General features: G+C 69.4%; 3 protein-coding genes. All 3 read left to right on the forward strand.

Annotation, left to right across the window (positions count from 1 at the left end; all coding sequences use genetic code 11):
* Nucleotides 1-12 precede the first annotated feature (12 nt).
* Nucleotides 13-1,749 (forward strand): acetolactate synthase large subunit, encoded by a 1,737-nt coding sequence (locus ABZ749_RS32785; protein WP_357234729.1) that lies wholly within the window; start codon nt 13-15, stop codon nt 1,747-1,749.
* A 79-nt stretch (nt 1,750-1,828) separates the two neighbouring features.
* On the forward strand, nt 1,829-2,344 hold the full coding sequence (gene ilvN, locus ABZ749_RS32790) for an acetolactate synthase small subunit (RefSeq protein WP_088991111.1): 516 nt from the start codon (nt 1,829-1,831) through the stop codon (nt 2,342-2,344).
* A 94-nt stretch (nt 2,345-2,438) separates the two neighbouring features.
* A partial coding sequence (gene ilvC, locus ABZ749_RS32795; protein WP_357234725.1) for a ketol-acid reductoisomerase occupies nt 2,439-3,017 on the forward strand: 579 nt, incomplete at its 3' end.

The raw sequence follows: 3,017 nt of genomic DNA on the forward strand, positions 1-3,017 counted from the left end.
GCCGCGACCCCGATCTCCGGGGCCGGCTCGCTCGTGCGGTCCCTCGAGGCGCTCGAGGTCGACGTCGTCTTCGGCATTCCGGGCGGCGCGATCCTGCCGGCGTACGACCCGCTCTACGACTCGACGGTCCGGCACATCCTGGTGCGGCACGAGCAGGGCGCGGGGCACGCGGCGACCGGCTACGCGCAGGCCACCGGCAAGGTCGGGGTCTGCATCGCCACCTCCGGCCCGGGCGCGACGAACCTGGTCACCCCGATCGCGGACGCGTACATGGACTCGGTGGCGATGGTGGCCATCACCGGGCAGGTGGCCAGCCCGTTGATCGGCACCGACGGCTTCCAGGAAGCGGACATCCAGGGCATCACCCTGCCGATCACCAAGCACAACTTCCTCGTGCAGAACGCCGAGGAGATCCCCCGGGTGCTGGCCGAGGCGTTCCACCTGGCCAGCAGCGGGCGACCCGGCCCGGTGCTGGTCGACATCCCCAAGGACGTGCTCCAGGCGTCGACCACCTTCTCCTGGCCGCCCACCCTGGACCTCCCCGGCTACCGGCCCACCCTGCACCCGCACGGCAAGCAGATCCGGGAGGCGGCGCGGCTGATGGCAGCAGCCCGACGCCCGGTGCTCTACGTCGGCGGCGGGGTCCTCAAGGCCGGTGCCACCGACGGGCTGCGGCGGCTGGCCGAGCTGACCGGCATCCCGGTCGTCACCACGCTGATGGCGCTCGGCGCGTTCCCCGACTCGCATCAGCAGCACCTGGGGATGCCCGGCATGCACGGCACCGTCGCCGCGGTCTACGGCCTGCAGAAGGCGGATCTGATCGTCGCGCTCGGCGCACGCTTCGACGACCGGGTCACCGGCAAACTGGACTCGTTCGCCCCGGACGCGGTCGTGGTGCACGCGGACATCGACCCCGCCGAGATCGGCAAGAACCGGCACGTGGACGTCCCGATCGTCGGCGACGCCAAGCACGTCATCGACGAGCTGATCGCCGCTGTCACCGCCGAGCGGTCGTCGGGGCGCACCGCCGACCTCGGTGACTGGTGGACGCAGCTGAACGACCTGCGCGACCGTTACCCGCTGGGCTACGACGAGCCGGTCGACGGGACGCTGTCCCCGCAGTACGTGATCAAGCGGCTGGGCGAGATCGTCGGCCCGGACGCGATCTTCGTGGCCGGGGTGGGCCAGCACCAGATGTGGGCGTCGCAGTTCATCTCCTACGAGAAGCCGTACACCTGGTTGAATTCCGGCGGTCTCGGCACGATGGGTTACGCGGTGCCGGCGGCGATGGGCGCCAAGGTCGGCAAGCCGGACACTGTGGTCTGGGCGGTGGACGGGGACGGCTGCTTCCAGATGACCAACCAGGAGTTGGCCACCTGCGCGTTGGAGGGCATCCCGGTCAAGATCGCCGTCATCAACAACGGCAACCTCGGCATGGTCCGGCAGTGGCAGACGCTCTTCTACAACGAGCGCTACTCCAACACCGAGCTCGGCACCCACAAGCACCGCATCCCCGACTTCGTCAAGCTCGCCGAGGCCCTGGGCTGCGTCGGGCTGCGGTGCGAGAGCGCCGATGACGTGGACAAGACCATCGCCGCCGCCATGGAGATCAACGACGCCCCCGTGGTGATCGACTTCGTGGTCGGCAAGGACGCGATGGTCTGGCCGATGGTCGCCGCCGGCACCAGCAACGACGAGATCATGTTCGCCCGTGGCGTCCGCCCGGTCTTTGACGAGGATGACATCTGATGAGTGAGCGAAGCGAACGAATCATCAAGCTCAGTGTTGCGCATGGTCATGCCATGACCGAGCGAAGCGAGGCCGTGGCATGACCATGCACACCCTGTCCGTGCTGGTGGAGAACAAGCCGGGCGTGCTCGCCCGGGTCTCCGGCCTGTTCTCCCGGCGCGGCTTCAACATCGACAGCCTCGCGGTCGGCGAGACCGAGAACCCGGACGTCTCCCGGATCACCATCGTGGTCAACGCGGAGTCGTCCCCGCTGGAGCAGGTCACCAAGCAGCTGAACAAGCTCGTCAACGTGCTCAAGATCGTTGAGCTGGATCCCCAGGTCTCGGTCGCCCGGGAGTTGCTGCTGGTGAAGGTGCGCGCCGACCGGGCCGCGCGGTCGCAGGTGCTGGAGACCGTCAACCTGTTCCGCGCCCGGGTGGTCGACGTCGCACCGGACACACTGACCATCGAGGCCACCGGCACCCCGGACAAGCTCGACGCGCTCCTGCGCGACCTCGAGGCCTTCGGCATCAAGGAGATGGTCCAGTCCGGGCTGGTGGCCATCGGGCGCGGCTCGCGTTCGATCACCGCCGGTCCCGCGCTGCGGGCCGCCTGACCCGCCACCGGTCGGCCTCGGCCGACCGTCCGGCGCATTCATCCGCACAGACCACGACGGGCCGCCCCGGCCGTCGTACGAAAGGGAAGTTCTCATGAGCGTTGAGGTGTACTACGACGACGATGCCGACCTCGGCCTGATCCAGGCCAAGAAGGTCGCGGTGATCGGCTACGGCAGCCAGGGCCACGCCCACGCGCTGTCGCTGCGCGACTCCGGCGTCGACGTGGTGATCGGTCTGCCGGAGGGCTCGAAGAGCCGTCCCAAGGCTGAGGAGCAGGGCCTTCGGGTGCTCACGCCGGCCGAGGCCTCGGCCGAGGCCGACGTGATCATGGTGCTCGCACCGGACACCGCCCAGCGCAAGATCTATGCCGAGTCGATCGAGCCGCACCTGGCCCCCGGCAAGGCGATCTTCTTCGGCCACGGCTTCAACATCCGGTACGGCCTGATCAAGCCGCCGGCCGAGGTGGACGTGGCGATGGTCGCCCCCAAGGGCCCCGGCCACCTGGTCCGCCGCCAGTACAGCGACGGCAAGGGCGTGCCCTGTCTCGTCGCGGTCGAGCAGGACGCCAGCGGCAACGCGCTCGCGCTCGCCCTCGCGTACGCCAAGGGGATCGGCGGCACCCGTGCCGGCGCGATCAAGACCACCTTCACCGAGGAGACCGAGACCGACCTC

Origin of the sequence: Micromonospora sp. NPDC047753 (assembly GCF_040642735.1) — a bacterium.
Classification (GTDB): domain Bacteria; phylum Actinomycetota; class Actinomycetes; order Mycobacteriales; family Micromonosporaceae; genus Micromonospora.